The sequence below is a fragment of the Arthrobacter gallicola genome (assembly GCF_014836775.1).
In the GTDB taxonomy this organism is placed as follows: domain Bacteria; phylum Actinomycetota; class Actinomycetes; order Actinomycetales; family Micrococcaceae; genus Arthrobacter_B; species Arthrobacter_B gallicola.
Map to the genome: position 1 here is coordinate 829,528 of NZ_JACSQD010000001.1, position 23,738 is coordinate 853,265.

At 65.6% G+C, this 23,738-nt stretch carries 22 protein-coding genes and 1 tRNA gene; 11 read left to right on the forward strand and 12 right to left on the reverse strand.

Annotation, left to right across the window (positions count from 1 at the left end; all coding sequences use genetic code 11):
* Positions 1 to 3 precede the first annotated feature (3 nt).
* Entirely contained in the window at positions 4 to 780 is a 777-nt protein-coding gene (locus H9639_RS03775; protein WP_191806742.1) for a YaaA family protein, read from the forward strand.
* Here H9639_RS03775 and H9639_RS03780 read toward each other — a convergent pair.
* From H9639_RS03780 to H9639_RS03790, 3 genes are all read right to left on the reverse strand, one after another.
* Complete coding sequence (locus H9639_RS03780; RefSeq protein ID WP_404799713.1) at positions 777 to 1,802, reverse strand: reverse transcriptase-like protein; 1,026 nt, start codon at positions 1,800 to 1,802, stop codon at positions 777 to 779. The two genes, H9639_RS03775 and H9639_RS03780, sit on opposite strands and share 4 nt — an antisense overlap.
* Before the next feature lie 3 nt (positions 1,803 to 1,805).
* Positions 1,806 to 2,546, reverse strand: coding sequence for a zinc ribbon domain-containing protein (locus H9639_RS03785; RefSeq protein WP_191806743.1), 741 nt, complete (start codon positions 2,544 to 2,546; stop codon positions 1,806 to 1,808).
* Between the two features lie 73 nt (positions 2,547 to 2,619).
* Positions 2,620 to 3,588 (reverse strand): Nif3-like dinuclear metal center hexameric protein, encoded by a 969-nt coding sequence (locus H9639_RS03790; protein WP_191806744.1) that lies wholly within the window; start codon positions 3,586 to 3,588, stop codon positions 2,620 to 2,622.
* A gap of 130 nt (positions 3,589 to 3,718) precedes the next feature.
* On the opposite strand from H9639_RS03790, the gene msrA reads away from it, so the two are divergent.
* From msrA to epsC, 3 genes are all read left to right on the forward strand, one after another.
* Positions 3,719 to 4,243 (forward strand): peptide-methionine (S)-S-oxide reductase MsrA, encoded by a 525-nt coding sequence (gene msrA, locus H9639_RS03795; RefSeq protein WP_191806745.1) that lies wholly within the window; start codon positions 3,719 to 3,721, stop codon positions 4,241 to 4,243.
* Positions 4,244 to 4,325: 82 nt separating this feature from the next.
* Positions 4,326 to 5,261 carry a cysteine synthase A gene (gene cysK / locus H9639_RS03800; protein WP_191806746.1) on the forward strand — a complete coding sequence of 312 codons (936 nt, stop codon included), beginning with the start codon at positions 4,326 to 4,328 and terminating at the stop codon, positions 5,259 to 5,261.
* 42 nt (positions 5,262 to 5,303) lie between these two features.
* Positions 5,304 to 5,888 carry a serine O-acetyltransferase EpsC gene (epsC, locus tag H9639_RS03805; RefSeq protein ID WP_191806747.1) on the forward strand — a complete coding sequence of 195 codons (585 nt, stop codon included), beginning with the start codon at positions 5,304 to 5,306 and terminating at the stop codon, positions 5,886 to 5,888.
* A gap of 95 nt (positions 5,889 to 5,983) precedes the next feature.
* Here epsC and gndA read toward each other — a convergent pair whose 3' ends face one another.
* Together gndA and H9639_RS03815 are read right to left on the reverse strand one after the other, a co-directional pair.
* On the reverse strand, positions 5,984 to 7,420 hold the full coding sequence (gene gndA / locus H9639_RS03810) for an NADP-dependent phosphogluconate dehydrogenase (RefSeq protein WP_191806748.1): 1,437 nt from the start codon (positions 7,418 to 7,420) through the stop codon (positions 5,984 to 5,986).
* A gap of 174 nt (positions 7,421 to 7,594) precedes the next feature.
* Entirely contained in the window at positions 7,595 to 9,031 is a 1,437-nt protein-coding gene (locus H9639_RS03815) for a DUF2252 domain-containing protein (RefSeq protein ID WP_191806749.1), read from the reverse strand.
* A gap of 340 nt (positions 9,032 to 9,371) precedes the next feature.
* Here H9639_RS03815 and H9639_RS03820 point away from each other — a divergent pair, with 340 nt between their 5' ends.
* Positions 9,372 to 10,616, forward strand: coding sequence for a cation:proton antiporter domain-containing protein (locus H9639_RS03820; protein WP_191806750.1), 1,245 nt, complete (start codon positions 9,372 to 9,374; stop codon positions 10,614 to 10,616).
* Here the strand turns inward: H9639_RS03820 and H9639_RS03825 are convergent.
* From H9639_RS03825 to H9639_RS03845, 5 genes are all read right to left on the reverse strand, one after another.
* The gene (locus H9639_RS03825; protein ID WP_191806751.1) at positions 10,613 to 11,479 is read right to left on the reverse strand and encodes a serine hydrolase; all 867 of its coding nucleotides are present in this window, start codon (positions 11,477 to 11,479) and stop codon (positions 10,613 to 10,615) included. The genes H9639_RS03820 and H9639_RS03825 overlap by 4 nt on opposite strands.
* A 183-nt stretch (positions 11,480 to 11,662) precedes the next feature.
* Positions 11,663 to 11,735 (reverse strand) — tRNA-Val (locus tag H9639_RS03830).
* An 82-nt stretch (positions 11,736 to 11,817) separates the two neighbouring features.
* The gene (locus tag H9639_RS03835; RefSeq protein ID WP_191806752.1) at positions 11,818 to 12,786 is read right to left on the reverse strand and encodes an NAD-dependent protein deacetylase; all 969 of its coding nucleotides are present in this window, start codon (positions 12,784 to 12,786) and stop codon (positions 11,818 to 11,820) included.
* 1 nt (position 12,787) lies between these two features.
* Positions 12,788 to 13,279, reverse strand: a complete 492-nt coding sequence (locus H9639_RS03840; RefSeq protein WP_191806753.1) for a peroxiredoxin — start codon at positions 13,277 to 13,279, stop codon at positions 12,788 to 12,790.
* Between the two features lie 8 nt (positions 13,280 to 13,287).
* Positions 13,288 to 13,707, reverse strand: coding sequence for a DUF3052 domain-containing protein (locus tag H9639_RS03845; RefSeq protein ID WP_191806754.1), 420 nt, complete (start codon positions 13,705 to 13,707; stop codon positions 13,288 to 13,290).
* A 389-nt stretch (positions 13,708 to 14,096) separates the two neighbouring features.
* Between H9639_RS03845 and aceE the strand changes: the two genes are divergently transcribed.
* The 6 genes from aceE to fabF all read left to right on the forward strand — a co-directional run bounded on the left by aceE (position 14,097) and on the right by fabF (position 21,962).
* Entirely contained in the window at positions 14,097 to 16,835 is a 2,739-nt protein-coding gene (gene aceE / locus H9639_RS03850; protein WP_191806755.1) for a pyruvate dehydrogenase (acetyl-transferring), homodimeric type, read from the forward strand.
* Between the two features lie 100 nt (positions 16,836 to 16,935).
* Entirely contained in the window at positions 16,936 to 18,168 is a 1,233-nt protein-coding gene (locus H9639_RS03855) for a PucR family transcriptional regulator (protein WP_191806756.1), read from the forward strand.
* Between the two features lie 108 nt (positions 18,169 to 18,276).
* Positions 18,277 to 19,233, forward strand: a complete 957-nt coding sequence (locus H9639_RS03860) for an ACP S-malonyltransferase (RefSeq protein ID WP_191806757.1) — start codon at positions 18,277 to 18,279, stop codon at positions 19,231 to 19,233.
* Positions 19,230 to 20,291, forward strand: a complete 1,062-nt coding sequence (locus H9639_RS03865; protein ID WP_191806758.1) for a beta-ketoacyl-ACP synthase III — start codon at positions 19,230 to 19,232, stop codon at positions 20,289 to 20,291. The genes H9639_RS03860 and H9639_RS03865 overlap by 4 nt, the downstream gene beginning before the upstream one ends.
* A 77-nt stretch (positions 20,292 to 20,368) precedes the next feature.
* Positions 20,369 to 20,614 (forward strand): acyl carrier protein, encoded by a 246-nt coding sequence (locus H9639_RS03870; RefSeq protein WP_055240832.1) that lies wholly within the window; start codon positions 20,369 to 20,371, stop codon positions 20,612 to 20,614.
* 106 nt (positions 20,615 to 20,720) lie between these two features.
* Complete coding sequence (gene fabF, locus H9639_RS03875; protein WP_191806759.1) at positions 20,721 to 21,962, forward strand: beta-ketoacyl-ACP synthase II; 1,242 nt, start codon at positions 20,721 to 20,723, stop codon at positions 21,960 to 21,962.
* A gap of 104 nt (positions 21,963 to 22,066) precedes the next feature.
* Here fabF and H9639_RS03880 read toward each other — a convergent pair whose 3' ends face one another.
* Together H9639_RS03880 and H9639_RS03885 are read right to left on the reverse strand one after the other, a co-directional pair.
* Positions 22,067 to 22,570 carry a DUF3145 domain-containing protein gene (locus H9639_RS03880; protein WP_191806760.1) on the reverse strand — a complete coding sequence of 168 codons (504 nt, stop codon included), beginning with the start codon at positions 22,568 to 22,570 and terminating at the stop codon, positions 22,067 to 22,069.
* A 212-nt stretch (positions 22,571 to 22,782) separates the two neighbouring features.
* A complete protein-coding gene (locus tag H9639_RS03885) occupies positions 22,783 to 23,670 on the reverse strand; it encodes a tyrosine recombinase XerC (RefSeq protein WP_225219223.1) in 888 nt (295 codons plus the stop codon).
* Positions 23,671 to 23,738 lie beyond the last annotated feature (68 nt).

Sequence of the window (23,738 nt, forward strand, 5' to 3'; positions counted from 1 at the left end):
TCAGTGCTGATTCTGCTGCCGCCCTCTGAAGGTAAAACACGCCCCGCTGACGGCCCGGTCCTTGATCCGGGAATGCTGCGCTTTCCGGAACTGACCGATGCCCGGAAGCTCACGCTCTCCGCCCTGATGGAGGCCAGCTCCTCCGCGCAGGCCCACCAGATACTGGGGGTCGGCGCTACCCTTGCCGGCGAGGTGGCACGGAACGCCGTACTGGAGAGCGAACCCTGCGCTCCCGCCCACCAGGTCTACTCGGGCGTCCTTTATGACGCGCTTGGCTATGATTCCCTGACGGCAAGCCAGCGCCGCGCAGCAGACGAGAGGGTTCTGGTGATGTCTGCGCTGTGGGGCGCCATCGGTTTTTCCGATCCGATTCCCGCCTACCGGTTGTCGATGGGGACGAATCTGCCGGGCATCGGCCGGCTGGCAGCCTTCTGGAAGACAGCCCAGACCGAACCGCTGAATGACTACGCGGCCGGAAACCTCGTCGTGGACTGCCGGTCCAGCACCTACGCCGCGGCGTGGCGGCCGGACCCGGCCATGACAGCCGCCGTCAACGTCTTCCAGATCCGCGGCGGTGAACGGAAAGTCGTCTCCCACTTTGCCAAACACACCCGCGGGGAACTTGCCCGGCATTTGCTGACGCGCAGCGGACCAGCGCCGGCCACCGCCGCAGAGCTGCGCGGCGCTGCCGCCGAGAAATGGGATACGGAACTCATCCCCGCCTCCGGGACCAAACCCCATCAGCTGAATCTGATTCTCCCGGAGAGCACCAGCCGCTAGGGGCGGTCCGCCACCAGCTCAACTTCAAATCCGTCTGCGTTTTCCAGGTAGGCCGCATAGTGGTCCGGCCCTCCGGCGTGCGGATGCCTGTCGCTGAACAACAGCTTCCAGCCGTGGCTTGCCGCACGGCGGGCCAGCAGGTCAACATCGGCCGGCGAACCTGCACCAAAGGCCAGATGGTTCAGACCGGGACGGCGGCGCTCATGTCCTGCCGGAAGGACGTCCGGACCGGCTTCGATCACAATGTAGCCCCCGATACCCTGCCAGCTGGCACCGGTGGACCAGGAATCGCGCCGAAGGAATCCCAGCCGCTCCAACAGCCAGCCCAAACTGGCCTCGGCCCGGGGGAAGTCCGGAACCCAAATCTCTACGTGGTGCAGCCGGCCGGTTACCGCTGCAGCCGCTTCGGCAGCCGGGGCAGGCGCCGCACCGTCCTTCGCTGCCGGAGCCGAAGCCTTCGCACCCGAACCAGCTGTGGAAGAGGCCGCACCGTCTGCCGGCGCAGCCGAAGCCCCGCCGCCTGCCGCCGGCTTCAGCGCCCGCGGTTTCCAGGGCACGCCGGCAATACCAGCGTCCATGGCCTCGTTGGAAAGCCTGTCGGCGTCCTTGTTGATTTCCCGGGGAATCCACTGGTATTTGACCCTGCGGGGGTCCACGGTGGACCTGGCCTGGGCGGCGAGCCGCTGCATGTCCTCGTGCTTGATCTTCCAGCGCCCGCTCATCTGCTCAACCACGAGCTTTGAGTCCATTTTCGCCAGAATCCATGCGTCCGGATCAATTTCATGGGCGAGTTCCAAGGCGGCAATCAGCCCGGAGTACTCTGCAACGTTGTTTGAAACGATGCCAAGATACTGGGCTTTCTCCGCCAGGATTTCGCCGGTCTCCGGATCCCGGACCAGTGCGCCGTAACCCGCGTGCCCGGGGTTGCCCCGGGAACCGCCGTCGGCCTCGACAATCAGGGTGCGCCGCGTGGTAGCCGGGGCCTCATGGACGGGGGTGTCCGATGGATCAAACAGGGTCACGGGCTAGCTGCCCCACTCCTCGGAACGGACCAGGATGCAGCCCGAATCCGGACAGAACACGACGTCGTCAGCCGCTGCCTTGCGGATGTCCGCGAGGTCGCCGGGGCTGAGCTGCATCCCGGACCCTTCGGAGGTGCCGTGGAACAGCCGGGCCGCACCGATTCCGTGGCGGGAAAGGGTCCGCTCGTAGACAGCCAGCAGGTCCGGGGCGAACCGATCGGCGAGCTCCGTGCGCTGGCGCTGGGTCTCAGCGCGTTCAGCACCGATTTCTGCCAGCTCGGTGTCCCGCTTGGCTTCAAGCCCGGCGAGCTCTTCCTCCGCGGCGGCCGCTTCAGCGCGGCGCTCGGCTTCAACGGCCTTGACCGCTTCCAGGCGCTCCATGATTTCCAGCTCAGTGTCTTCGAGGTCCGAGCGGCGCCGGCTCAGCGACTCGATCTCACTCTGCAGCGCCGTCAGCTCCTTGGAGCCGCCGGATCCACTGTCGAGGTGCTTCTGGTCGCGCTCCAGCCGGGCGGTCACAGAGGCCACATCGGCTTCAGCGCGGGTAAGCTCACGCTCAATGTCCGCACTTTCCGTAGCTGCGGCTCCCAGCGCTGTACGGGCAGCAGCTGCCTTCGCGGCCAGGGCCGCGAGGTCCGGGTTCTCACGTACTGAACGTGCGCGGGTGTCCAGCTGTTTCATCTTGCTGTCCAACGCCTGCAGGTCCAGCAGCCTCAGCTGCTCCGCCGGTGATGCTTTTGCCACCAAATACCTCCACTTAATCCGCTTGCCTGGCTGGTGCGGCTCTCCTAGCCTATGCCACTGGCGGCCCGGATCCTCAGCCGGGAGTCAGGACAAAGTCCCACGGATCTGTGTTGCGGGTGCTCACCCGGATCTCAACCTCAAATCCCTGGTCCGCCAGGACGTTTTCCAGCGCTGCCGCGGCCGGCGTGAGCCACAGCCATTCACTGCCGAAATGGGAAACATCAATCAGGTAGGGCCGGCCGTTGACGGCGGCCTCCCGGGCTTCTGAGGCAGGATGATGCCGCAGGTCAGCGGTCACATACACGTCCGCGTGCTGAGCCCGGACGGCGTCGAAGAGGCTGTCCCCGGCACCGCCGCAGACGGCCACCCGGCGGACGAGTCCCTGGGGGTCTCCTGCTACCCGGACGCCGCCGGCCACCGCGGGCATAATGCTGAACACAAGCTCAGCGAAATCTCCGAGCTTCATAACGTCCGGCAGGTTTCCCACCCGGCCGATCCCTTCTTCGGGCAGGCCGTTGGCTGCGGGAACCAACGGGACCGTGTCAACGAGGCCAAAGGCATCGGCCAGCACATCCGATACTCCGCCGACGGCGCTGTCACCGTTGGTATGCGCCGTCACCAAGGCGCAGCCGCTTTCGATCAGGCGGTGCACGGCCTCCCCTTTGAAGCTCGTGCCAGCGACGGAATGGACCGGCTTCAGCAGGAGCGGATGGTGGGTCACCAGAAGGTCCGCACCCCATTCCAGGGCCTCGTCGATGACCTCGTGTGTGGGATCGACGGCGAAGAGAATGCGCTGCACCGCCCGGGCGGGGCGCCCCAGGACCATGCCGACGGCGTCCCAGTCCTCGGCAAGGGACTCCGGCCACAGTTCTTCCACCGCCACCAGGACATCTCCGACGGTGGGCAGCGCCGCGCCGTCGGCGTCCCGGTTCTCCTCCTGGCTGCTGCCGGTGTCCTGGCCCGCCTGGTCCTCCGGGGTTTCCGGATTCTCCGCCAGCGGATCGGTGTTGCTGTTCTGCTCGCCGTTGCGTGGGGTTTCCATAGGTATAAGTTCTACCGCACCAGCCCCGGATGTACGCAGAGGAAACCGCCTCCGGCCGGCCGGCGGAGGTTCCCCGCACTGTTTTCCCGCACCGGGAATCTTTGGCATCCCGGGTGTCTTATATAAAGGCATGAAGACCTATGTTCTTGGCGGAGGCTGCTTCTGGTGCCTCGACGCCATTTATCAGAAGACCCGCGGCGTGCAGAGCGTGGTTTCGGGCTACACCGGCGGGTTCACCGCCCACCCCGACTACGAAAGCGTCTGTTCCGGCATGACCGGGCATGCCGAGGTCGTGGCCGTGACGTTCGACGAGGAGATCATTCCGTCCGAGGTGATCCTCGACATGTTCTTCATCTCCCACGATCCCACCACCCTGAACCGCCAGGGATACGACGTCGGCACCCAGTACCGTTCCTCGATGTTCTACCGGACAGACGAGGAACGCGAAGAGATGGAGAAAGCCCTGCAGCGTGCCCAGTCGCTCTGGACGGATCCGATAGTCACAGAAATCACACCGCTTTCCACCTTCTACCGGGCGGAGGAAGTCCATCAGGATTTCTACGCCAAGCATCCGGAGCAGGGGTACTGCCAGGTGATCATCAATCCCAAGCTGGCCAAAGCCCGCAAATATTACGCCGAATGGCTTGACAACTAATCCTGATAATGCGTAGCGATACGCTTGAAGGTACACAGTTTTCGCATCCGGTGCACGGCCTTACGAACAGAGGACAATTTCCATGGCACGAATTTACGACGACGTAACCCAGCTGGTGGGCGGGACTCCCCTGGTCCGCCTTAATCGCCTCGCTGAGGGCCTCCCCGGTGATGTTGCGGTGAAGCTTGAGTTCTACAACCCCGCCAACTCGGTCAAGGACCGCATCGGTGTGGCAATTGTCGATGCAGCCGAAAAGGCCGGCGCACTGCGGCCCGGCGGCACCATCGTGGAGGGCACCTCCGGCAACACCGGAATTGCCCTGGCCATGGTCGGCGCGGCACGCGGGTACAAGGTCATCCTGACCATGCCGGAGACCATGTCCACCGAACGCCGGGTGATGCTGCGTGCCTTCGGTGCCGAAATCGTCCTCACCCCGGGCGCTGACGGCATGCGCGGCGCCGTGGAGAAGGCCAAGGAAATCGTGGCCACCACGGACAACGCGATCTGGGCACAGCAGTTCGCCAACCAGGCCAATGTGGAGATTCACCGCACCACCACCGCCGAGGAAATCTGGGAAGACACTGACGGCCAGGTGGACATCTTCGTGGCCGGTGTTGGCACCGGCGGAACGGTCACCGGTGTGGGCCAGGTGCTGAAGAAGCGGAAGCCGTCGGTGCAGATCGTCGCGGTCGAGCCGAAGGATTCCGCGATCCTCAATGGTGGTTCTCCCGGCCCGCACAAGATCCAGGGCATCGGCGCAAACTTCGTCCCTGAAATTCTGGACACCGGCATTTACGACGAAGTCTTCGACGCCTCGATCGAGGACTCCGTCGCCACCGCCCGCGCACTGGGGACCCAGGAAGGTATTCTCGGCGGAATTTCCTCCGGGGCAATCGTCTGGGCAGCACTCGAACTGGCCAAGCGGCCGGAGAACGCCGGTAAGCTGATCGTGGCTGTTGTCTGTGACTTCGGCGAACGCTACATCTCCACGGTTCTCTACGACGATATCCGCGGCTAGCCAACCCGCCCCTGAGCGGAAAAACCAAGCAGAAAGTCCCACGTGAGCCTCCTGTCACGACTGCGTGAAGACCTCGACGCCGCCGCGTCCCACGACCCGGCGGCGCGGGGTTCGCTCGAGAACCTTGTTGTCTATTCCGGCCTGCACGCCATCTGGATGCACCGGCTGACCCACAGGATGTGGGGAAACCCCGCCCTTCGGTTCCCCGCCCGGGCACTGTCCCAGCTGACGCGCTTTGCCACCGGAATCGAAATCCACCCGGGTGCGACCATCGGCAGGCGGTTCTTCATCGACCACGGCATGGGTGTCGTCATTGGCGAGACCGCCGAAATCGGTGATGATGTGATGCTCTATCACGGAGTCACCCTGGGTGGCCGTTCCCTGGCGAAGGTCAAGCGGCACCCGACCCTGTGCGACGGTGTTGTGGTCGGCGCCGGGGCCAAGGTCCTGGGACCGGTCACCATCGGCGCCAACAGCGCGGTGGGCGCCAACGCCGTCGTCGTTAAGGACGCTCCGGCTGATTCGATCATCACCGGCATCCCCGCCACCTGGCGCCACCGGGACGCAAAGATGAACCAGCCTGCTGTGGACCCCGCCGAGTACGTCGATCCGGCAATCTACATCTAGTCAGCTGCACCCGGTTCCCGGATCGCTCCGGAGAAGCTAAAAGGCCGCCGCCCCCGGAAGGGAGCGGCGGCCTTTTGGCGTTGCGTGTGTTTTACCTAGTGGGTGTCCACCGCTTCGATTTCAGAGTGGTCACCGCTCCACAGCGTGTGGAAGGTGCCCTCGGCGTCGACCCGGTTGTAGGTGTGCGCACCGAAGAGGTCCCGCAGGCCCTGGGTCAGGGCGGCCGGAAGCCGCTTGCGGCGCAGGCCGTCGTAGTAGGCCAGTGAGGAGGAGAAGACCGGTACCGGAATGCCCAGCTGCACGGCAACCGACACCACCCGGCGCCAGGCCGGGAGAGCCGCGGCGATGGACTCGGCGAACGCCGGGGCCAGCAGCAGGTTGGCCGGAGCCTTACCGTCTGCGTAGGCCTTCATGATGTCGTCCAGCAGTTCGGCACGGATGATGCAGCCGGCACGCCACAGGGAGGCGATCTCATCCAGCTTCAGGTCCCAGCCGTACGTCTTGGCAGCACCGGTGAGCATGTCCAGTCCCTGGGCGTAGCTGACCAGCTTGGAGGCATACAGTGCCTGCCGGACGTCTTCGACGAAGGTTTCCGGCAGTTCAACGGTCTGTTCCTCACCGGCGAGGATTTCCTGCGCCTCTTCGCGCTGGCCGCGCTGGGAGGAAAGGGCCCGGGCGAACACCGATTCGGCGATCGCCGATACCGGAGAGCCAAGGTCAAGGCCGGAGACGACCGTCCAGCGGCCGGTGCCCTTCTGCCCCGCGGAGTCCACCACGACGTCGACGAAAGGCTTGCCGGTCTTGGCATCCGTATGGGCCAGGACTTCAGCGGTGATCTCGATGAGGAAGGAGCTCAGCTGGCCCTTGTTCCATTCGGTGAAGATCTCAGCCTGTTCAGCCGGTTCGATGCCCGCGGCCGAGCGCAGCAGGTCGTAGGCTTCGCCGATAACCTGCATGTCCGCGTATTCGATGCCGTTGTGGACCATCTTCACGAAGTGGCCGGCACCGTCAGTACCGACCCAGGTGCAGCACGGTTCACCGTTGTACTTGGCGGAAATCTTTTCCAGCATGGGGCCGAGGGAATCGTAGGATTCACGCGAGCCGCCGGGCATGATCGAGGGGCCGAGCAGCGCGCCTTCCTCGCCGCCGGAAACACCCACGCCGACGAAGTGAAGGTCCTTTTCCGCCAGGGCGGCCTCACGGCGGCGCGTGTCCTCGTAGTGCGAGTTGCCGGCGTCGATCACAATGTCGCCCGGTTCCAGCAGCGGAACCAGCTGGTCGATGACCGAATCAACGGGCGCTCCGGCCTTCACCATGATCAGTACACGGCGCGGCTTCTCCAGCGAATCGACGAGCTCCTGCAGCGTCTCGGTGCGGATGAAGTCCCCTTCATCGCCGTGGGCGGAGAGCAGGGCATCTGTCTTCTCGACCGACCGGTTGTGCAGGGCCACCGTGTAGCCGTTGCGGGCCAGGTTGCGGGCGAGGTTGGCCCCCATAACGGCGAGGCCGGTCACACCTATCTGTGCGCTCAAAGTTCACTCCAAGGATTCTTTAGGTGCCGCTTGCCGCAGCACGGTGTCGGCGCACCGATCGCGCCGTCTTCAGCCTCCAGCCTATTCTCCTTCTGGCTGCCCCCGCCACACGGGGGTATGCGACGCGCAACACGTACGCGGCCAGCCCCGGGCTGGCGGACGCACCGGCTCCGGCTAAACCCCTTCTACGGCGGGCAGGCGCCCGGACCGCACCGCCTCGGCGAATGCCTGGTAGTCCTGTTCATTTTGATCCGCGTACCGTTCACAAAAGTCGGCGACCGCGTGGTCAAACTTCTCACTCTTGCCAAGATAAGCCGCCATTGCGATCGGGTCCCCGGCCCGGGCGTGGGCCCGCGCCAGGGTCCAGCCGCAGGTCCCGGCATAGAAGTCCATACTGAGCGGTTTCATCGCTTCAACAACCACTGAGCCCTTCATATCGCGCAGCTGCCGCCAATACAGGTACCGGTTTTCTTCCACCCCTTTGGTCCAGCCCAGGAAAATGTCGCTCGCGGCCTGCATCCTGCGCTGTCCCTGCACCACCCGCTCCCCCGGCTGCCGGTATTTACTCTTCGGCAGATGATCCTCAAGGACTGACCGTGTCGCCTCCTTCACCTGCAGGAACAGCGGATCCTCTGGATCACGGCCCTGCAGCAGAGCAATGAAGGCACGGGTACCAACGCTGCCAACGCCCACCACTTTCCGGGCGACGTCGATAATTTCGAAGCGCTCCAGAAGCAGGCGCCTGTCATCCTGCAAGGTCGACCGATAGGACCGGAGCTGTTCCCGGGCTGCCTCCTTCATTTCCTCCGGGGACAGGCCCAGCGTATTGCCGAGCTCCCGGACGGGAATGAGGATCGGCGGCTGGCTGATGATCCGGTAGGTCCCGTCCACCCGCTCGGCCAGCTTGGACAGTGCCTGCAGGCTGTCCCGGGAACGCGCCTTCCGGGCGGTCTTCTCTGCAGTCCGTTCGGCTCGTTCCGCCGCCTTTTTCTGTGCCTTCCCCTTACTGGTTTCGGCTGCCAGCTGGATCGCGGAGAGAAGATCGGCCTCCGCCAGACGTGCGTACCAGATGTCCAGGGTGCCCATTTTCGCGAACCCGCGCATCGCTTCGCGGTACGCCCGGACCGCGGCAAGGGTGACCCCGTGCGCCTCTGCGGCCGTGAAGCCGTTATTCCGGGCCGCGATGGTGAAACTGGCGGCCATCCGCAGGACGTCGTACTCAAACGGACCTGGAAGGGTCTCGTCAAAGTCGTTGAGGTCGAACAGCAGAATCCGTTCCGGGGAGGCGAACACCCCAAAGTTGGAAAGATGGGCGTCGCCGCACAGCTGGGTTGTCAGCCCGGCCCGCGGCGTGTCCGCCAGATCCGCGGCCATGATCTTGGCCGCTCCTCGATAGAACGTGAACGGAGACGCCAGCATCCGGCCGTGGCGCACCGGCACGAGGTCCGGTTCGCGGGTAAGGTTTTGCTCTTCGATGAGCGCGACGGGATCCGGACGTCCGGGGGCGGGGGCCCACCCCTTGAGCGCGGAGAGAGGTGTTGCCTCCCGGCAGTGCTTACCGGCCGCCACACGTTCCTCAACGCTCGGGTGCTTGACCTTGGTCCTGACCATGATCGGCTGCCTCTCTGTGACGCCTGCACCCGGCGCGGCCCGTTTCCGCGGCCGTTCGTGTTCAGTAATCAGTGTCGAAAGATTGTCGACAGAATAGCGGATCGGCCCGCCTAAAGGGATGGGGTCCGCCTCCCTGATCTGTGGCCGGAGCTCTTTGGCCCGGAGCTCCCTCAGCCCCGGCAACAAAACAGTCCGGTGCAGATTCTTCCCGGACTGTCGCGCCTGCCGGGCCGTCCGCTCTCGACCACGGGGGGCGCTGCCTCGTAGGTTGACTCCTGTGCCCGCCCCATGTGCGCCAGGCAGGGCCGCCGCTGCTGCACCGGGCGCTGGGAGGAACCGCATGACAGCCTTACTGCTCGGAGCGGTGGTGTTGCTGGCGTACAGTGCCCTGTCGGGGCCGCTGAGCCGCCGGGGCGTAACATCCGCCATGGCCTTCGTCCTGGCCGGGGTGGTCCTCGGCGCCGCCTCCGGCGGGTCACTCGGAATAGCACTGGACAGCGCCGCCGCCGAGCAGATAACAGAACTGGCCCTTGTCTTCCTGCTCTTCACTGACGCTGCCCGCCTGGATTTAGGTGTCCTGCGCCGCAGCCTCGGGTGGCCGGGGAGGTTGCTGCTCATTGGCCTGCCGCTGACCCTCCTCCTGGGCCTGGGCGCCGGGATGCTGCTCTTCCCGGACCTTCCGCTGGCCAGCGTCTTCCTGCTCTCGGCGATGCTCTGCGCAACCGACGCCGCCCTGGGCCAGCGCGTGGTGGAGGACCCCGCGGTCCCGGGACCGGTGCGTCAGGCGCTCAACGTGGAAAGCGGCCTGAATGACGGAATCGCGGTGCCCTTTTTCCTGGTGTCCCTGGACATCTCACTGGCAACACTGGAGGGCAATGTAGGGTCGGCCGTCGCCGGCGCCATCACGGAACAGATCGGCTGGGGCCTCGTGGCGGGGGTCGTGATGGGAGGAGCCGGCGGGTACCTGCTGCGGGCGGCGCGGGCCCGGGACTGGTTCCTCTCCGGGTGGCACCAGCTGTTCACTCTGGCGGTGGCGCTGGGGGCCTTCTCAGCGGCGGGCACGCTGGGCGGCAGTGTCTTCATCGCGGCCTTTGTGGCCGGAATGGCGTTCCGCTGGAGTTCGGGTGCCGGCAACGTTGAGACAACGCGGTTCACTGCCGAAGCCGGGAGCGTTCTCGCGGCGGGGACGTGGATGATTTTCGGCTCCGTAGCCGTCCTTATCGCGCTCCCCCACATTACCTGGCAGGTCATCGTCTACGCGGTGCTGAGCCTCACGGTTGTGCGGATGCTGCCGGTGGCCACAGCAATGATCGGCAGCGGTGCGAGGTGGCCTACCCTGGCGTTTATGGGGTGGTTCGGCCCCCGCGGACTAGCCTCCGTGGTGTTCGGCCTGCTCGCTTTTGAACGCGAAACCCCCTACGCCACAACGCTCCTGACGACGGTGGTCGTCACGGTGGGGCTGAGCGTTTTCGCGCACGGACTCACTGTCATGCCTTTTGTGGCCGCTTACCAGCGCTGGTTCGAGGCACACCCCGGGAATCCCCGCCCGAATCCGGGCCGGGAACCTGACCTGCCGGCACGCTAGCCGGCACCGGCGAGTTCCCACCGGTTCACGATTGCCGCAGCGCCTTCCAGGACCGCGATGCCTTCGTCTAGGCTTTCCGTGCCGGCGCTCAGGACAACAATGCTGTACTCCGTGGTGCCGCCGACCACAAACCCGGAGCTTCCGACGTTCCAGGCGAGGAAATCGTCCTGAAGCCAGCCGTTCTTCAGCCCTACTTCGGCGAGAGGATTGAGGATACCCGCGGTGATCCCCCACATCTGGTCCGGCGCCACGCTTTCGAGCAGGCTGACGGCGTAGTCCTGCAGGTCGGGGCGGATCCATTCCACTCCGAGGGCAACCGCCGTCGCGATGCGAAGCTGGTCCTCCGCGACGGTTTCGTTTGCGCCCCAGATATCGGAGGCTTCCGTCTCGGCGACTCCGAGCAGATTGTAGGTCTGCTGCAGTTCCTCCGCCCCACCAACAGCGGCGTAGAGCTCATCGGTGGCTGCGTTGTCACTCAGGCAGATCATCAGCTCCGTCAATTCCAGCTCGACGTCGGTGAGGTCCCGTTCTTCCCCCGTGGCCTGCCGCAGCAGCGTGAGCAGGATCGGCACCTTGACCAGGCTTGCCTCGAGATACCGCCCGTCGGCGTTGTAGGACCAGGCACGGCCGGAATCATACTCATAGGTCGCAACCGAGAAATCGATCCCGGTTTCCGCTGCGTAGCGGTCCAGTTCGGCCTGCAGCGCCAGCTCCGGCTCAGTAGTGGCAGACGGCGTTTCGGCGCTGCCCGGCGCGCTCACCGTTCCCGCTTCCGGCTCTGCCGTGCACCCGGTGGCCGCCGTCAGCAGCAGTCCCGCCGAAAGCAGGGTTGCCAGGACAGGCTTCAGAAGTTCAGTGCGCAAGGTGGACGTTTCTTTCAGGTACCGGCGGAACAGCGGTGCGCAAAACGCACTTGATCCTTGGTACCAGTTCAGTCTTTGAGTTCGATGTGCCTAGTCTGTCCGGCTGCTGGGAGCGGCTGGAACCGGCGTGTCCGGGCACGAAAAAACCCGCTTGCAGACGTTGCTGCAAGCGGGTTTAGCCGGTGGGTCCTACCGGGATCGAACCGATGACATCCACGGTGTAAACGTGGCGCTCTACCAGCTGAGCTAAAGACCCGACGTGATTCGTTATGCCAGCGGGAAACCCCGTCAGCGCCGCATCACGAGGAATTACATTACCGGAAGGCCACGCCAAATGCCTAATCGGAGTGCCGGCCCGGATGCTGCGGCACGCCGGCACCAGGATCAGGCAGGGTCCGGGCAAGGTACTGAAGCGCTGTGCCGACACCCATGTTGATTTTCAGGTCCGCCAGGGCGTCTCCGCGCGTCTGGCCACGGTTGATGATCACCACGGGCTTGCCTTCCCTGGCCGCATGCCGGACAAACCGCAGTCCGCTCATCACGGTCAGGGAGGAGCCGGCAACCAGCAGGGCACCGGCGTCGTCCACCGCCGCGTAAGCAAGCCGCACCCGGTCCTTGGGGACGTTTTCCCCGAAGTACACGAAATCAGGTTTGAGCATGCCATCGCAGACGGGGCAGTCGGCGACGGTGAAGTCCTCAGTATCGGAAACTTCCGCGTCAGCGTCAGGAGCAATGTCACCTTCGCCGGCGACCCGCTCCAAATACCCGGGGTTCAGCCGCTCCAGCAGCCTCGCTATCCCTTCGCGGGTGTACACGGAGCCGCAGGACAGGCACAGCACCCGGTCGAACCGGCCGTGCAGATCGATGACCCGGATGCTTCCGGCATCGCTGTGCAGCCGGTCAACATTCTGGGTGATAACTCCGGTCAGCAGGCCGCGCTCTTCCAGATGCACCACGGCCTCGTGGCCGGCATTGGGCACGGCATGGCGCAGGTGGTGCCAGCCCACGTGATTACGGGCCCAGTACCGCTGGCGCAGCACCGGGTCGCCCACGAACTGCTGGTAGGTCATCGGGTTGCGCGGCGGCGCATCGGGGCCACGGTAGTCCGGGATGCCTGAATCGGTGCTGAGCCCGGCGCCGGTCAGCAGCGCCATCCGGCGTCCGGCGAGAAGTTCGACGGCGGCGTCCAGCTCCTGCCGTTCGGCTTCGGTTGGTTCAGCCGATGCTTCAGCGGCTTCTCGGGCCGCCAATCCGGTGAGACCGGTTCCCGGATCCCGGGAGGTCTGGGGCTTCCGGGGAACAGCCATTCTAGGCTCCTCCCGCGGATGCCATGTCCCCAAGCACCCTGAGGTATTCCGCCGGGTCCCGCGGCGCGTTGATATCGGAGCGCAGGATGTGCTGGATCGTCCTGTCCGGACCGATGAAGAAACTGGACCTCGTGGCCAGCCCGCGGCCTTCGTCGAAGACGCCGTAGCGCCTGGCCGCCTCTCCGTGCGGCCAAAAGTCCGAGAGCAGGTCGAAGGACCAGCCCTGTTCCCGCGCCCAGGCGCGGAGCGCGTACTTGGTGTCGCAGGAGACTGCCAGCAGTGCGGCTCCAGCGTCAGCGAACGCTGGCTCCTGCTCCGCGAGGCTGGACAGCTCCCCTGAACACACGCGGGAAAAGGCGAAGGGGTAAAAGACCAGGACCACGGACCGCCCCGCGAATCCCTCAAGGCTGACCGGTTCCCCATACTGATTGGGAAGGTCGAAGCCCGGGGCAGGGTCCCCGATCCCGGGGCCCTGCGCCGTTTCGGGTGCCACTGCGGAAATTACTTCTTCCTGCGGCTCACCAGGCGGGTGGCAGCCCAGTCCTGGCAGACGCCGGGAGAGGTTGTCACGTGCAGCCCGGCGGTGGGTGCTGCTTCTTCGATATCCGCCGGCGGCACGTAACCGTTCCGGCCCGATTTCGGCGTCAGGACCCAGACAACGCCACCGTCATCGAGTGTGGTCAGCGAATCGACCAGCGCATCGACCAGATCCCCGTCATCGGCACGCCACCACAGGATGACTCCGTCGACTACGTCGTGGTCGTCTTCTGTGAGGAGTTCTCCGCCGACTAAGTCCTCGAGGTCCTCCCGCAGATCAAAGTCGACGTCGTCGTCGTAGCCGAATTCCTGAATCAGGTCACCGTCTTTAAAACCCATTCTTTCCGCCACGTTGCTCTCCGTGACGGCATCGGCCTCGCTCACTTCACTCCTCCTGGTTGACTGCATAAATACAAGGGAATCACATCTTCGCCCGAACTGCCCTTTCCCTGACTCAAGGGAACACCTTTTAGCAGCAAGCTTCAAGGGCCGCAGCCGATGTGGGGGCCGGAATCCGGAGCCCGGCCCGCACCCCTGAAAAGGCCCGCACCACCCGCCGCTGCCACACGGCCTTCCGCAGGAACGAGGTTCGCCCGGAAGGCTACGCAAGGGTTCCGGGCCGGTCTACAGTGGCCTTAAGGCACGGGAAGCGGGCGCAGCCGTCCGCCGGTTGACCGCACTCCCCGTCCGGCGGACAGGTCCGGCACCAGCACCACAGGAGCACCGCAGCACAGGACCACTGCCCAGACACCATCTGTGCATAGGAGAGTTTCGTGGCCGCAGAAGACAGAACTGACATCCTCAGCGGGCTCACCGGCCAGCTGCCGGACAGTGACCCGGAAGAAACCGCGGAGTGGATCGAGTCCCTGGACGATCTGGTCCGCAGTGAGGGCACCGAACGGGCGCAGTTCATCATGCGTTCCCTTCTCCAGCGGGCCGGTGCGCATTCCATCGGAGTTCCGATGGTAACCACCACCGACTACATCAACACCATCCCGGTGGACCAGGAACCTGAGTTCCCCGGCGACGAGGAGTTTGAGCGGCGTTTCCGGGCCTGGATGCGCTGGAACGCTGCTGTGATGGTGCACCGGGCGCAGCGGCCCGGGGTTGGGGTTGGCGGCCACATCTCCACATTCGCCGGTGCAGCGACACTGTACGAGGTGGGCATGAACCATTTCTTCCGCGGCAAGGACCACCCGGGCCGGGGGGACCAGATTTTCTTCCAGGGCCACGCAGCGCCGGGAATGTACGCCCGGGCGTTCCTCGAGGGGCGTCTGTCCGAGGAGGACATGGACGGTTTCCGGCAGGAAAAGTCCCGCGAAGGCCATGCACTGTCCTCCTACCCGCATCCGCGCTCCATGCCCGAGTTCTGGGAATTCCCCACCGTGTCCATGGGCATCGGCCCGATGAACGCGATCTATCAGGCCCAGCTGAACCGGTATATGGACAACCGCGGCATGAAGGACACCTCCGACCAGCATGTCTGGGCCTTCCTGGGCGACGGCGAAATGGACGAACCCGAATCACGCGGGCTGCTGCATGTGGCCGCGAACGACAAGCTGGATAACCTCACGTTCGTGATCAACTGCAACCTGCAGCGCCTGGACGGACCGGTGCGCGGCAACGGCAAAATCATGCAGGAACTCGAAGCGTTCTTCCGCGGGGCCGGCTGGAACGTGATCAAGGTGGTCTGGGGCCGGGAATGGGACGCGCTGCTGGAGAAGGACACCGACGGCGCGCTGGTCAAGATCATGAACTCCACGCTCGACGGCGATTACCAGACCTACAAGGCCGAATCCGGCGGCTTTATCCGCGACCATTTTTTCGGCAGGTCCCCGCAGACCAAGGCCATGGTCGCTGACCTGTCCGACGACGAGATCTGGAACCTCAAGCGCGGCGGACACGACTACCGGAAGGTGTACGCCGCCTACAAGGCCGCCATGGAGTTCAAGGGAAAGCCCACGGTGATCCTGGCGCAGACCGTCAAAGGCTATGGCCTGGGGCCGCACTTCGAAGCCCGCAACGCAACCCACCAGATGAAGAAGCTGACCCTGGATGACCTGAAACTGTTCCGCGACTACCTGCGGATTCCAGTCACGGATGACCAGCTGGAGGCGGACCCGTACCGTCCGCCGTACTACAACCCCGGGCCGCAGGCTCCCGAGATCCGGTACATGCTGGACCGCCGGCGGGAACTGGGCGGTTTCCTGCCGGAGCGGCGCACGGACTACAAGCCCATCCATCTGCCCGGAGAAAAGTCCTACGAGGTGGCCAACCGCGGCTCGGGCAAGCAGCTGGCGGCCACCACCATGGCCTTTGTCCGGCTGCTTAAGGACCTGATGCGGGACAAGGAATTCGGGATGCGGGTTGTCCCGGTCATCCCCGATGAAGCCCGCACCTTTGGCATGGATTCGTTTTTCCCCACCGCAAAGATCTACAACCCCCTGGGGCAGAACTATCTCTCCGTGGACCGCGATCTGATGCTGGCTTACAAGGAATCCCCGCAGGGGCAGATCGTGCACGTGGGTATCAACGAGGCAGGTTCGATCGCCGCGTTCACTGCGGCGGGCACGGCGTACGCCACCCAGGGAGTTCCGCTGATCCCGGTGTACGTGTTCTATTCGATGTTCGGCTTCCAGCGCACCGGCGACTACCTCTGGGCCGCCGCTGACCAGATGGCCCGCGGCTTCCTGATCTCCGCGACCGCCGGCCGCACCACCCTGACGGGTGAGGGCCTGCAGCATGCCGACGGCCACTCCCCGATCCTGGCCGCCACCAACCCCGCGGTAAAGACCTACGATCCGGCCTACGGCTACGAAATCGGGCACATCGTGCGCCACGGACTCGACGAAATGTATGGTCAGGGCTCTGCGGATCCGAACGTGATTTACAACATCATGGCTTACAACGAACCCATCCTGCAGCCTAAGGCACCGGAGGAACTGGACGTCGAAGGCGTGATCCGGGGGATCTACCTGCTCTCCCCCGCGAGCATCGACGGGCCGCGCACCCAGCTGCTGGCCTCCGGCGTCGCGGTCCCCTGGGCCATGGAAGCCCAGCAGCTGCTGGCGGATGACTGGGGTGTCTCGGCCGATGTCTGGTCCGTCACGTCCTGGAATGAACTGCGCCGGGACGGACTCGCCGCTGAGGAGGAGGCGTTCCTGCATCCGGATGCCGAACCCAGGGTGCCCTTTGTGACCTCCCAAATGTCCGGCGCCACCGGCCCGGTTGTGGCATCCACTGACTACATGAAGGCCGTTCCGGACCAGATCCGCCAGTTCCTCCCGAACGAGTTTGCGACCCTGGGCGCGGACGGCTTCGGCTTCGCCGACACCCGGGCCGCTGCACGGCGGTACTTCAAGATCGACAGCCACTCGATGGTGGTCCGCGCCCTGGAGATGCTGGCCCGGCGCAGCGAGGTGGATCCGGCGGCGCCGATGCAGGCCATCAACCGGTACCACCTGTACGACGTCACGAAGGGCACCAGCGGCAACGCCGGGGGCGACGCATAGCGGTCCCCGGTGTTGCCGGACGCCGGCTTCCGCCACTGCCTGAGAGTTGTAGCCTTCACACAAAATGGAGGTTGCCTGCTTGAAGTCGTAAGCTCAAGACATGCCAGTTCCCCACTCTGTACGCAATGCCTCCACTGCGCCGGATCAGAGCGGCGCCGACCCAGTGGTTCTGGAACGGCTCAAGGCAAATATTGGCAAGCTTTCCACCGCCACGATGAAGCAACTCGATGTATCCCTCCCGTGGTACCGGGGACTGCGCCCGGATGAGCGCTCCGCCCTGGGCATGGTGGCCCAGAAAGGCATCGCCTCCTTCGTCAACTGGTATGAGCGCCCCGCGTCACCGGCCTGGGTCCTCAGCGACGTCTTCGGCACAGCACCCACCGAGCTGACCCGGGCCATCAGCCTGCAGAAAGCACTCGCCCTCATCCGCGTCGTCGTGCAGGTCGTGGAGGACCGGGTTCCGGAGCTGGCCGCCGGCTCGTCACAGGGCCCGCTGCGCGAAGCGGTCCTGCGGTACTCGCGTGAAGTCGCCTTCGCAGCCGCCGATGTGTACGCCCGGGCCGCGGAAACCCGCGGTGCCTGGGACACGCGCCTCGAGGCACTGGTGGTAGACGCCATCCTGCGCGGCGAAAGTTCCGACGCCCTGCGCTCCCGCATCGCGGCGGTGGGTTGGACGTCGACGGCGGGAGTCACCGTGTTTGTCGGCAGTTCCCCGGCGGACCAGAACCCCACCTTCGTCAACGAACTGCGCCGCGTGGCCGGACGGCTCGCGGAGGACATCCTGGTCGGCATCCAAGGGGACCGGTTGATCCTGGTCCTGGGCGGATTGTCGGATAAAACCGGTTCCTACACGCGGCTGGCAGACCTTTTCGGCCCCGGGCCGGTGGTCTACGGGCCGCTTGCCGACTCCCTGGTTGAGGCCGGGCCATCTGCCCAGGCGGCCTTCGCCGGCCTGACCGCCGCGCGCGCGTGGCCGGCTGCCCCGCGTCCGGTCTCGGCTGACGATCTCTGGCCCGAGCGCGTGATGTCAGGCGACGAATCGGCCCGCAAAGCCCTGGTGCGCAGCATCTACCGCCCCCTGCTGGCTGCCTCCAACGGCCTGGCCGAAACCCTGTCCGCCTACCTTTCACTTGGCCATTCACTTGAAGCCACGGCCCGGGAACTCTTCGTTCATGCGAACACCGTCCGGTACCGGCTCCGGCGGGTCTGTGACATCACCGGCTGGGATCCGATGCTGCCGCGGGAAGCGTTCGTCCTGCAGACAGCCCTGGTGGTGGGGAGGCTTGCGCCAAACGGAAAGGCAGCCCCGGAACGGCCTTCGCCACGCAGCTGACCGACTTGCCAGCGCCGGCTGCGCTTGTAGACTTCCTACAACGCCCTCCGGTGAGCTTGGTTCACCTAAACACCCGGGAAATCCCGCCAACTTTGGAAAGCTTGATACGTGCTAGCAATCGTCTGCCCCGGCCAGGGGTCACAAACGCCCGGCTTCCTTTCTCCGTGGCTTGAACTGCCGGGAGTGCCGGAACACCTCGAAGCCCTTTCCGCAGTAGCCGGATTGGACCTCATTGCCCACGGCACGGTCTCCGATGAGGAGACCATCAAGGACACCGCCGTCGCCCAGCCGCTGATTGTGGCTGCCGGACTGGTGGCTGCCCGGCAGCTCCTGGACACTGAAGCACTCACCGCGGCTACCGTCGTCGCCGGCCACTCCGTCGGCGAGATCACGGCCGCGGCTGTCTCCGGCGCACTGCCCGAGGCTGATGCCATCGTGTTTGTCCGTGAACGTGCCAATGCCATGGCCCGGGCCGCCGCAGCGCAGCCCACCGGCATGAGCGCCGTCCTCGGCGGAGACCCGGAAGATGTGGCGCGCGTCCTGGCCGAGGCCGGCCTCACGGCTGCCAACGCCAACGGCGGGGGCCAGGTTGTTGCCGCCGGCACGCTGGATCAGCTCCAGGCGCTGGCGGAAAACCCGCCGGCGAAGGCCCGTGTCATTCCGCTCAAGGTCGCCGGCGCCTTCCACACCTCGCATATGGAACCGGCCGTGAGCGTCCTCGAAGCGCTGCGGCCTTCCCTCTCACCTGCCGACCCGCGCCCCACACTGCTGTCAAACTACGACGGCGCTGCCGTAGTAAGCGGCGATGCCAACCTCGACAGCCTCATCGCCCAGGTCTCACGGCCGGTGCGCTGGGATCTGTGTATGGAAACCATGACGGCAGCGGGAGTCACCGGCATCCTGGAGCTTCCCCCGGCCGGCACCCTGACCGGCCTGGCCAAGCGGGGCATGCGCGGAGTTCCGTCGCTGGCCCTGAAAACCCCCGAAGATCTCGCCGCAGCCCGCGCATTCGTGGCTGAGCATTCCGGCGCCGCAGCAGTTACGACACAAGAAGGTAATGCGTGAGCACGCCCACCCTGAAGCAGTCCCCCGTTCACGAGTTCAGCCGCATCCACGGCATCGGGGCCTTCCGTCCCGATGTGATCGTCAGCAACGACGACGTCTGCCAGTGGATCGACTCGTCCGACGAGTGGATCCGCCAGCGGACCGGCATCGTCACCCGGCACCGGGCTGACAAGGGAACCTCCGTGGTGGACATGGCAGAGTTCGCCGGACGCGAGGCGCTGGAGAAGGCCGGCATCGACGGCTCCGCCCTGGGCGCGGTCATCGTCTCCACCGTGACCCACCCCTATGCCACCCCTTCCGCCGCTGCCCAGGTAGCGGACCGGCTCGGCGCCACCCCGGCACCCGCTTATGACGTCTCCGCAGCCTGCGCCGGCTACTGCTACGGCATCGCCCAGGCCGACGCGCTCGTCCGCTCCGGCGCCGCCGAGTACGTTCTGGTGATCGGCGTGGAGAAGCTGTCGGACTTCATCGACAACACCGAACGCACGATTTCCTTCCTGCTCGGCGACGGCGCGGGAGCCGTCGTCGTCGGCCCGTCCTCCACTCCCGGCATTGGCCCGTCAGTCTGGGGTTCGGACGGCAGCAAGTCCGGTGCCATCGGCATGACGCATTCCATGCTCGAAGTCCGCGAGCTCTCCCTCGCCGCGGAAGCCGACGGATCGCTTCCCGCTTCAGTCCTTGCCGAACGCGAAACCAAGCTCTGGCCCACCCTCCGCCAGGACGGCCAGACGGTCTTCCGCTGGGCAGTGTGGGAAATGGCGAAAGCGGCCCAGCAGGCCCTGGACGCCGCCGGCATCACCGCGGCCGACCTTTCGGCTTTTGTCCCGCACCAGGCGAACATGCGGATCATCGATGAGATGGCCAAGCAGCTGAAGCTGCCCGAGTCCGTGGTCATTGCCCGGGATATCGCAGATGCCGGGAATACCTCCGCCGCGTCGATCCCCCTGGCGACCCACCGTCTGCTCACCGAACACCCCGAGCTCAGCGGCAAACTCTCGCTGCAGATCGGATTCGGTGCCGGACTGGTCTTCGGTGCCCAGGTAGTAGTCCTCCCCTAGTTTCCAAGCCACACCGCTTCAGGCGGTTGGAAAACCCAGGCCGGTCCAGAACCGGCATTACAGAAAAAGGAGCCCCCATGGCTAGCAACGAAGAAATCCTGGCCGGTCTCGCCGAGATCGTCAACGAGGAAACCGGCCTGGCCCCCGAGGCCGTCGAGCTCGACAAGTCCTTCACGGATGACCTGGACATCGACTCCATCTCGATGATGACCATCGTGGTCAACGCCGAGGAAAAGTTCGGTGTGCGTATCCCCGACGAAGAGGTCAAGAACCTCAAGACCGTTGGCGACGCAGTCGACTTCATCTCCAACGCCCAGGCGTAGTTCGTGGAGGGCGGCCGCTGCCGGTGCGGCGGCCGCCCTTTACAGCAACACGCGCCGCCGCGCCCCGGGTGGGCGCACCACCCAAAAATTTCCAAGAGAGTGAATCATGGCCCGCAAAGTAGTCATTACCGGCCTCGGCGCAACGACGCCGATCGGCGGAGATGTCCCGACCATGTGGAAGAACGCCCTGAAGGGTGTTTCCGGTGCCCGCACACTGGAAGACGACTGGGTGGAGCAGTACAGCCTGCCGGTCACCTTCGCGGCGCGCGTGTCCACACCTGCCACTGACGTCCTCTCCCGGGTCGAAGCCAAGCGGATGGATCCCTCCACCCAGTTCGCCGTCGTCGCCTCCCGCGAGGCCTGGGCGGACTCCGGACTGGCGGAATCCGACGTTGACCACGACCGGCTGGCGGTTTCCTTCGCCACCGGCATTGGCGGCGTGTGGACCCTGCTCGATGCCTGGGACACCCTGCGCGAAAAGGGTCCCCGGCGCGTCCTGCCAATGACAGTCCCGATGCTGATGCCCAACGGTCCGGCCGCTGCTGTCAGTCTGGACCTCGGCGCCCGAGCGGGCGCCCACACACCCGTTTCTGCTTGTGCCTCCGGCACCGAAGCCCTGCACCAGGGACTTGAGCTGATCCGTTCCGGCAAGGCCGACATCGTCGTCGTCGGCGGAGCGGAAGCAGCGATCCACCCCATGCCGCTGGCGTCCTTCGCGTCCATGCAGGCCCTGTCCAAGCGCAACGATGACCCCGAGCGTGCCTCCCGCCCCTATGACAGGGACCGCGACGGTTTCGTGATGGGCGAGGGCGCAGGTGCCCTGGTGCTTGAGGCCGAGGAACATGCCCAGGCCCGCGGCGCCCGGATCTACGCGGAACTGGCCGGAACGGCAGTCACCGCCGACGCCTACCACATTACGGCTCCCGATCCCGAGGGACTGGGCGCGACCCGGGCCCTCAAGGCAGCCCTCTTCGATGCCCGCGCCCACGCCGAAGACGTGGTGCACGTCAACGCGCATGCAACCTCCACCCCCGTGGGCGACAAGCCCGAGTACACCGCCCTGAAGAGTGCCCTCGGCGCGCACGTGGACAACGTTGCCGTCTCGGCGACGAAGTCCCAGACCGGACACCTGCTCGGAGCTTCCGGCGCCGTCGAAGCAGTGATGACAGCTATGGCCGTTTACACGCGGCAGGCCCCTGCCACCATCAACCTCGACAACCAGGATCCGGAAATTCCGCTGGACGTCGTCACCTCCGCCCGTAACCTGCCGGCCGGCGACATCGTGGCCCTGAACAACTCCTTCGGCTTCGGCGGGCACAACGCCGTCGTGGCCCTGCGGAACCACTAAAGCGCCGAACGCGGCTAAGGCCGGGATCCCTTTCGGGGATCCCGGCCTTAGCCGTTTAAAGACGCTGTTGCTGCGGAAAATCCGGTGCGGAAGGAACCGCGGAGTCAGCCGACCTGGTGCAGCCAGCGGACGGGAGCGCCGTCGGCTGCATGGCGGAACGGCTCAAGTTCGTCGTCCCAGGCTTCGCCGAGTGCGAGGGAGAGTTCGTGGTAAACGGCTGCGGGGTCGCCCGCACCGTTTTCGTAGGCGTAGCGGATCCGGTCCTCGGAGACCATGATGTTCCCGTGCACGTCGGTGGTGGCGTGGAAGATACCGAGTTCCGGGGTGTGGGACCAGCGGCTGCCGTCGGCTCCGGCGCTGGGCTGCTCGGTGACTTCGTAGCGGAGGTGGGCCCAGCCGCGCAGCGCGGAGGCAAGCAGTGATCCTGTCCCCTGCGGGCCGGACCAGGCAAGCTCAGCGCGTACCATTCCGGGAGCAGCAGGCTGGGGTGCCCAGTCGAAGTCGCTCCGCTTCTCAACCACGGATCCGACGGCCCATTCGATATGCGGGCACAACGCAGAAGGGGCTGAGTGCACGAACAATACGCCGTGCGCCATCACAACAGTCATTCCATCCTCCGTAGCTGTAGGTGCGTCTTCCCCAACGACCTGCAAACGGGACGAAATCTGCCTGTGTGCCCTGAAACTGCCGCAGTCCTCTGGCATTGCCGGACTACTCGGTGTGAGACCTAGCATCATTGTGCCGCATGATACGCAATTACGCCAATGAAACTACTGGGTTGTCAGTTGATTCCCGCGCACGCTCCTAGGTGGTGGGAGCTTCAGGCGCGGGGGTGCGCCTGCTGGTAGCTGGTGCGGAGCCGGTCCACAGAAACATGGGTGTAGAGCTGGGTGGTTGCGAGGCTGCTGTGGCCCAGGATTTCCTGCACGCTGCGCAGGTCCGCCCCGCCGTCCAGCAGATGCGTGGCTGCGCTGTGGCGCAGGGCATGGGGACCGCTGGCGGAGGTGTCTCCGAGTGCCTCAAAAAGTGCCGAGGTGACCGCCCGGACCTGGCGCTGGTCAATCCGCCGGCCGCGCCGGCCCAGGAACAGCGCCGGGCCGCTGTCCGGAGTGGCCAGTGCCGGACGCCCCCTGCGGAGCCAGTCGTCAACGGCCAGCGCAGCGGGCAGCCCGTAGGGCACCGTGCGTTCCTTGTTTCCCTTGCCCAGAACCTTCAGCGTGCGGCGCTCCAGGTCGAGATCGTCGCTGTCCAGGCCGGCAAGCTCCCCCACCCGGATGCCGGTGGCGTAGAGCAGTTCCACCAGCGCGCGGTCGCGGAGGGCCACTGCATCGCCTTCCCCGGCGGCCGTTGCCAGCGTCTCGAAGAGGACAGCGAGCTGGGCCGGGCGGAGCACACCGGGAAGGGTCTTGGTGCGCTTCGGCGCTTTGAGTCGGAGTGCAGGATCCGCGGTAATCCGTTCCTCCCGCAGGGCCCAGCCGGTGAACGCACGGGCGGTGGCCGCCCGGCGTGCCAGGGTCGCCCGCGCCAGGCCGGCTTCATTCAGGGAACCCAGCCAGCCGCGGAGCACGTGCAGGTCAATTTCAGCCAGACTGGTCAGGCCCAGCCCGGCCGCGTAGTCCAGCAGACCCGAGATGTCACCGAGGTACGCCCGGACCGTGTGTTCGGAGCGGGCGCGCTCGGAGGTGAGATAGCTGGCGAAGGATTCCAGGGCCTGGTTGAACTCCGCCGGCCGGGCGGCTGCGGGATCCCCCTCCGCGGCCCTGCTGCCGGTGCCCG

Excerpts from the sequence above, each read along its gene's own strand:
- H9639_RS03790 (WP_191806744.1), bottom strand. The coding sequence starts at position 3,588 with ATGGAAACCCCACGCAACGGCGAGCAGAACAGCAACACCGATCCGCTG.
- msrA (WP_191806745.1), top strand. The coding sequence starts at position 3,719 with ATGAAGACCTATGTTCTTGGCGGAGGCTGCTTCTGGTGCCTCGACGCC.
- cysK (WP_191806746.1), top strand. The coding sequence starts at position 4,326 with ATGGCACGAATTTACGACGACGTAACCCAGCTGGTGGGCGGGACTCCC.
- H9639_RS03815 (WP_191806749.1), bottom strand. The coding sequence starts at position 9,031 with ATGGTCAGGACCAAGGTCAAGCACCCGAGCGTTGAGGAACGTGTGGCG.
- H9639_RS03820 (WP_191806750.1), top strand. The coding sequence starts at position 9,372 with ATGACAGCCTTACTGCTCGGAGCGGTGGTGTTGCTGGCGTACAGTGCC.
- H9639_RS03835 (WP_191806752.1), bottom strand. The coding sequence starts at position 12,786 with ATGGCTGTTCCCCGGAAGCCCCAGACCTCCCGGGATCCGGGAACCGGT.
- H9639_RS03855 (WP_191806756.1), top strand. The coding sequence starts at position 16,936 with ATGCCAGTTCCCCACTCTGTACGCAATGCCTCCACTGCGCCGGATCAG.
- H9639_RS03870 (WP_055240832.1), top strand. The coding sequence starts at position 20,369 with ATGGCTAGCAACGAAGAAATCCTGGCCGGTCTCGCCGAGATCGTCAAC.
- fabF (WP_191806759.1), top strand. The coding sequence starts at position 20,721 with ATGGCCCGCAAAGTAGTCATTACCGGCCTCGGCGCAACGACGCCGATC.
- H9639_RS03880 (WP_191806760.1), bottom strand. The coding sequence starts at position 22,570 with ATGACTGTTGTGATGGCGCACGGCGTATTGTTCGTGCACTCAGCCCCT.